Origin of the sequence: Cellulomonas sp. A375-1 (assembly GCF_001040865.1) — a bacterium.
GTDB classification, from domain to species: Bacteria; Actinomycetota; Actinomycetes; order Actinomycetales; family Cellulomonadaceae; genus Cellulomonas; species Cellulomonas gelida.
In genome coordinates, this window is the sequence record NZ_LFKW01000140.1 from 10,727 (window position 1) to 16,220 (window position 5,494).

Here is a 5,494-nt window from a genome sequence, read left to right on the forward strand (position 1 = left end):
CGCCCACCGTGACGGCCTCGAGCACCTGCGGGCGTGCCGCCCGCGCGTACGCGATCGCGCGCATCGTCGGCCGGTGCAGGTGCGAGACGAGGACGATCGCGTGGACCCGGCTCGGCAGGGCGCGCGCCGCGGCGGCGTCGGCACCGAGGGCGAGCTCGCGGCGCACGGTCACGTAGTGACGGTGGATCGCCTGCATGAGCACGAAGACCACGATCATCGCGAGGATCGCGATCCACGCGCCGTGCGTGAACTTGGTGATGAGCACGACGACGAGCACGGTGGCCGTCATGCCGAGACCGATCGCGTTGACGACGCGCGAGCGCTTCATGCGCGAGCGGGCACCCGGGTTCGGCTCGGTTCGCAGCTCGCGGGTCCAGTGCCGCACCATGCCGAGCTGGCTGAGCGTGAAGGAGACGAAGACGCCGACGATGTAGAGCTGGATCAGTCGCGTGACCTCGGCGTCGAACGCCCAGATGAGCCCGATCGCGACGACCGCCAGCGTGATGATGCCGTTCGAGAACGCCAGACGGTCGCCGCGCGTGTGGAGCTGACGCGGCAGGTAGCCGTCACGCGCGAGGATCGAGCCGAGCACCGGGAACCCGTTGAACGCCGTGTTGGCTGCGAGCACCAGGATCAGACCGGTCACGATCGAGACGACCGCGACCAGCACCGGGAGCCCGTCGAAGACCGCGGACGCGATCTGGGCGATCACGGGGTGCTGCTCGTAGTCCGGCCCCACCGGCACGCCGTCCTGCAGGAGCTGCTCGTGCGGACGGTCCGCGAACTTCACCCCGGTGGCGCGGGCGAGCATGAGGATCGACATGATCATCACGATCGAGAGCGTCCCCAGCAGCGCGAGGGTCGTCGCGGCGTTCTTCGACTTCGGCTTGCGGAACGCGGGCACGCCGTTGCTGATCGCCTCGACACCCGTGAGCGCGGCGCAGCCGGACGCGAACGAGCGCAGGATCAGGAAGAAGCCGGCAAGTCCCACGAGGCCCTGCTCGAACCCCGCCTCGGGCGCGACCTCCAGCTCGGCGCTCTCGGCCATCGGCAACGTGCCCAGCGCGTACCGGACGCTGCCGAACACCGCGATCAGTCCGATCGCGAGCATGAAGAGGTACACGGGCACCGCGAAGGCCCTGCCCGACTCCTTGACGCCGCGCAGGTTGACGAGCGTCAGCAGCACCACGAGCGCGATCGCGAACGGCGCCTCGTGGCCGCGCAGCGCGGGGAACGCCGCGGCCGCGTACTGCGCCCCCGAGGAGATCGAGACCGCGACGGTCAGGATGTAGTCGACGAGCAGCGCACTCGCCACGGTCACGCCCGCGTTGGGCCCCAGGTTGACGGTCGCGACCTCGTAGTCGCCGCCGCCCGAGGGGTACGCGTGGACGTTCTGGCGGTAGCTCGCGACCACCGTGAGCATGACGATGGCCACCGCCAAGCCCACCCAGGGCGAGATCACCAGCGCGGACATCCCCGCCAGCGAGAGCGTCAGCAGGATCTCGTCGGGCGCGTAGGCGACCGACGACAACGCGTCCGAGGCGAAGACCGGCAGGGCGATCCGTTTGGGCAGGAGCGTATGGCCGAGCCTGTCGCTCCGGACCGGACGTCCGAGCAGCAGTCTCTTGGCGGCATCCGACAGGTCCGACACGATGCCCCATCGTAGGCGGCTGCGCGGCCCGCCGCGTGCCACCCCGCGGGCGAGCTCGCCGAGCAGGTGGCGGACCCCATCGGCGCGGCTGCGGCGGACGGGCGCCCTGTCTGCAGCGCGTCGCGCGGGGGTATAGCGTGGCGCGCTGTGCACTTCGTCATCATGGGCTGCGGCCGCGTCGGCGCGAGTCTCGCGCAGACCCTCGAGGAGCACGGCCACTCCGTCGCCGTGATCGACCAGAACCCCGAGGCCTTCCGCCGCCTGACCGGCGGCTTCTCGGGGCACAAGGTCACCGGCCTCGGCTTCGACCGTGACACCCTCATCAAGGCCGGGATCGACGACGCCTACGGCTTCGCCGCGGTCGCCGACGGCGACAACTCGAACATCCTCGCCGCGCGCGTCGCGCGCGAGACCTACGGGATCGAGAACGTCGTCGCGCGCATCTACGACCCGCACCGCGCCGAGATCTACCAGCGGCTGGGCATCCCCACGGTCGCGACCGTGCGCTGGACGGCGCACCAGGTGCTGCGTCGGCTGCTCCCGCTGGGCGCGACCGACGAGTACCGCGACCCGTCGGGCCAGCTGACGCTCGTGCAGGTCGACGTCCACGCGGGTTGGGTCGGACGCCCCGTGTCCGCACTCGAGACCGCCGCGGGCGTCCGGGTCGTGTACCTGTCGCGCTACGGCGACGGTGTCCTGGCCGATGCACGCACGGTGCTGCAGGAGAACGACGTCGTGCACGTCATGGCCCGGGTCGACGAGCTCCCCGTCGTCGAGCGCGTGCTGACCGCTGAGCCGGAGGTGACCGCATGAGGGTCGTGATCGCCGGAGCGGGCTCGGTCGGCCGCTCGATCGCCCGCGAGCTGCTCGCGCACGACCACGAGGTCACCCTCGTCGACCGGCAGCCGACCGCCATGCGCGTCGCGCAGGTGGCCGAGGCCGACTGGCTGCTCGCCGACGCGTGCGAGCTGCCGACGCTGCGCGAGGCGCGCGCCGACGAGTGCGACGTCATGGTCGCCGCGACGGGTGACGACAAGGCGAACCTCGTCATCTCGCTCCTCGCGAAGACGGAGTTCGGGGTCCCGCGCACCGTCGCGCGCGTCAACAACCCGAAGAACGAGTGGATGTTCGACGAGGCGTGGGGCGTGGACGTGGCCGTCTCGACGCCCCGGATCATGACCGCGATGGTCGAGGAGGCCGTCGCGGTCGGCGACCTCGTGCGCATCTTCACGTTCCACCAGTCGGGCGCGGACATCCTGGAGATCACGCTCCCGGAGGACGCCCCGCTCGTGGGCGTGCGCGTCGGTCAGGTCGCCTGGCCCGCCGAGGTGGTGCTGGCCTGCATCGTGCGCGACGGACGTCCGATCGCGCCCAGCATCGACGACACGCTCGAGGGCCGCGACGAGCTCCTCTTCGTGACGAGCAGCCAGGCCGACGAGGGCGCGCTGGACGCGATCCTCACGGGTGCGAAGGGGACTCCTGCGGCTCCTGCTCCTGCCGGCGCACCCGGGTCGGACGCACCAGCACCCAGCTGATCCACAGCGCCAGCGCGGTCAGCGGTACGCCCATCGCGAGCTTGGCCGTGCCGAGCCACGCGACGTCGTCGCGGAAGTACAGCGGGAGCTGTACCGCCAGGCGCAGCGCGAACATCGCGACCCACGGCACCGTGGCCCACGTGTAGACCCGGCGCAGCTCGCGGTCGTCGTGCCACGCCACGGCGTTGCGCCACGACCCCCCGCCGAGCGGGCCGTCGTGCGCGAACAGACCCAGGATGAGCCCCACCAGCGGCCAGCCGACGAGGATCGTCAGGAGCGTCCCCGCCAGGTAGGCGCCGTTGATGACGAGCCCGTACGCGAAATAGTCGCTCGCCTCACCCGTGCGCCAGGCCCAGACGACGCCGATCCCGACCCCGATGACACCCGACAGCGCCTGCGTGACCGGTGTGCGCTGCATGAGCCTGACGACCACCGCGACCAGCGCGGCGACCCCGGCCGCGACCAGGGCCGGCGTCAGCCGCTGCCCGGCCGCGAGGTACACGACGACGAACAGCAGCCCGGGCGCGACCGACTCGACGACACCGCGCACGCCGCCGATCGCGTCGGACGCGGAGAACGTCTCCCCCGTCAGTGCGCGCATGCCGCGCGCGGCGTCGGCGTCGTGCCCGCGCGCTGCGTCGTCGGGCGCGCTCACGTCGCGCTCACTCACCGGGCCGCGGACGCAGCTCGTAGCGGGGGTTGAAGATCGTGCGGCGGCCCTCGATGAGGCACACCATGCCGTCCGCGGTCAGCCGCCGGCCGGGCACGATGCCGGCGATCTCGCGGCGACCGAGCCAGACGAGCGAGAGCGACCCGCTGCCGTCGTACAGCTCCGCCTCGAGCGCAGGGACGCCCTCGCGCGGTCGGAACGTGACCGAGCGCAGCACGCCGCTCACCTTCACGCGCTTGCGCACCGGAGCGTTCTCGACCGTGGTGCACCCGATCGAGCGCCCGGCCTCGACGCGCTCCTCCGCCGCCTCGACCTCGGCCTGCGAGGCCGAGAGCGAGCGCAGGACCTCCTTGAGGCTCATCGCGTCTCCGTGATCTCCGGACCGCGCGTCAGCGGGTCGAACTCGAGCTCGGGCGCGGGCGCGTCCTGCTCCTGCGCCGCGTCCTCGGCGGGTGCGGCGTCCGGGCGCCCGGGCAGGGTCAGGGCGAGCAGGTCGCGCGGGGGCCGGGCCTCGGTGCCGCGCACGACGACGACCTCGCCGAAGACGCGCTCGAGCACCTGCGCCGCACCGGGCTCGACCGCGGCGCGGCCCGTGATCACCCCGCGCAGGAACCAGCGCGGGCCGTCGAAGCCCAGGAAGCGTGCGGGACGGTGCCCGGTACGCCCCTCGGGGGTACGCGCGGGGAGCCGGGCGAGCAGCTCGCGCCCGAACGGTCCCGGCAGGTCGTCGGCCGAGCCGCCCTGCGCGACCACGGACTGCTGGATCTCCTCGCGGATCTCGTCCCAGATCCCCTCGGAACGCGGTGCCGCGTAGGCCTGGAGCTGCAGCGTCGAGCCGTCGATCGTGACCGCGGCCGCCGACACGGCGTTCGTCGCCTTGTCGATCTCCATGCGCAGCTCCATGCCCGGCACACCGGGCAGCCGCAGCGCACCCAGGTCGAGACGCGAGAGCGTGGTCGCGGCGTCGTCGTCGACGTCCCAGGGCCCACGCCCCGTCACGACCGCCGCCGAGGCAGGCTCGTCCTGCGTCGAGGCGGTGTCGGACGCGAGCTCGTCGTCGAGGCTCGCGACCTCCTCGTCGACCGTCGTGGGCTCGCTGTCGCCCTGGGGACGGCGCCGGAAAATCGCCACGTGTCACTCCTCCTCGGGTGCATCCCGCACCCGTCGCACGCCCGCGCCCCAACGGCAGCAGGCAGCCAGTACTTCGCTGCTGATTCGACAGTAGCCCGCGTGGGGCCGCGGACCTAGCCGCGCCCGGGTGCGGGAGCCCCGTCCGCGGCCTTCCAGCCGCCGCTCGACCCGAACCCGCCCTCGCCACGGTGTGAACCCGGCAGCCGCTCGACCTCGACGAAGCGCACGCGCTCGACCCGCTGCACGACGAGCTGCGCGATCCGGTCCCCGCGGTGCAGCTCGACCGCGTGCTCCACGTCGGTGTTGAGCAGCGTCACGGCGATCTCGCCGCGGTAGCCCGCGTCGACCGTGCCGGGTGCGTTGACGATCGTCAGACCGTGCCGCGCGGCGAGGCCCGAACGCGGGTGCACGAATGCGGCGTACCCGTCCGGCAGCGCGATCGAGGTCCCGGTCGGGACCGTCACGCGTCCCTGCGGCGGGATCACCACGTCGATCCGCGTCACGAGG

At 72.6% G+C, this 5,494-nt stretch carries 7 protein-coding genes; 2 read left to right on the forward strand and 5 right to left on the reverse strand.

Annotated features, from left to right (window positions below; all coding sequences use genetic code 11):
* Positions 1 to 1,651: APC family permease (locus CWIS_RS15220; protein ID WP_231583932.1), on the reverse strand; the 1,651-nt coding region annotated here is incomplete at its 3' end.
* A 162-nt stretch (positions 1,652 to 1,813) separates the two neighbouring features.
* Between CWIS_RS15220 and CWIS_RS15225 the strand changes: the two genes are divergently transcribed.
* Together CWIS_RS15225 and CWIS_RS15230 are read left to right on the forward strand one after the other, a co-directional pair.
* Positions 1,814 to 2,464: a TrkA family potassium uptake protein gene (locus CWIS_RS15225; protein WP_048344189.1), complete on the forward strand. Its 651-nt coding sequence runs from the start codon at positions 1,814 to 1,816 to the stop codon at positions 2,462 to 2,464.
* Complete coding sequence (locus CWIS_RS15230) at positions 2,461 to 3,186, forward strand: TrkA family potassium uptake protein (RefSeq protein WP_048344179.1); 726 nt, start codon at positions 2,461 to 2,463, stop codon at positions 3,184 to 3,186. The genes CWIS_RS15225 and CWIS_RS15230 overlap by 4 nt, the downstream gene beginning before the upstream one ends.
* Here CWIS_RS15230 and CWIS_RS15235 read toward each other — a convergent pair.
* From CWIS_RS15235 to dut, 4 genes are all read right to left on the reverse strand, one after another.
* The gene (locus CWIS_RS15235) at positions 3,110 to 3,841 is read right to left on the reverse strand and encodes a DUF3159 domain-containing protein (protein WP_353848615.1); all 732 of its coding nucleotides are present in this window, start codon (positions 3,839 to 3,841) and stop codon (positions 3,110 to 3,112) included. The genes CWIS_RS15230 and CWIS_RS15235 overlap by 77 nt on opposite strands.
* Before the next feature lie 7 nt (positions 3,842 to 3,848).
* A complete protein-coding gene (locus CWIS_RS15240; protein ID WP_048344181.1) occupies positions 3,849 to 4,217 on the reverse strand; it encodes an OB-fold nucleic acid binding domain-containing protein in 369 nt (122 codons plus the stop codon).
* Positions 4,214 to 4,987 (reverse strand): DUF3710 domain-containing protein, encoded by a 774-nt coding sequence (locus CWIS_RS15245; protein WP_048344182.1) that lies wholly within the window; start codon positions 4,985 to 4,987, stop codon positions 4,214 to 4,216. The genes CWIS_RS15240 and CWIS_RS15245 overlap by 4 nt, the downstream gene beginning before the upstream one ends.
* Positions 4,988 to 5,100: 113 nt before the next feature.
* Positions 5,101 to 5,494 (reverse strand): dUTP diphosphatase (gene dut, locus CWIS_RS15250; protein WP_048344197.1); only part of this gene is annotated, 394 nt, incomplete at its 5' end.

Excerpts from the sequence above, each read along its gene's own strand:
- CWIS_RS15225 (WP_048344189.1), top strand. The coding sequence starts at position 1,814 with ATGGGCTGCGGCCGCGTCGGCGCGAGTCTCGCGCAGACCCTCGAGGAG.
- CWIS_RS15230 (WP_048344179.1), top strand. The coding sequence starts at position 2,461 with ATGAGGGTCGTGATCGCCGGAGCGGGCTCGGTCGGCCGCTCGATCGCC.
- CWIS_RS15240 (WP_048344181.1), bottom strand. The coding sequence starts at position 4,217 with ATGAGCCTCAAGGAGGTCCTGCGCTCGCTCTCGGCCTCGCAGGCCGAG.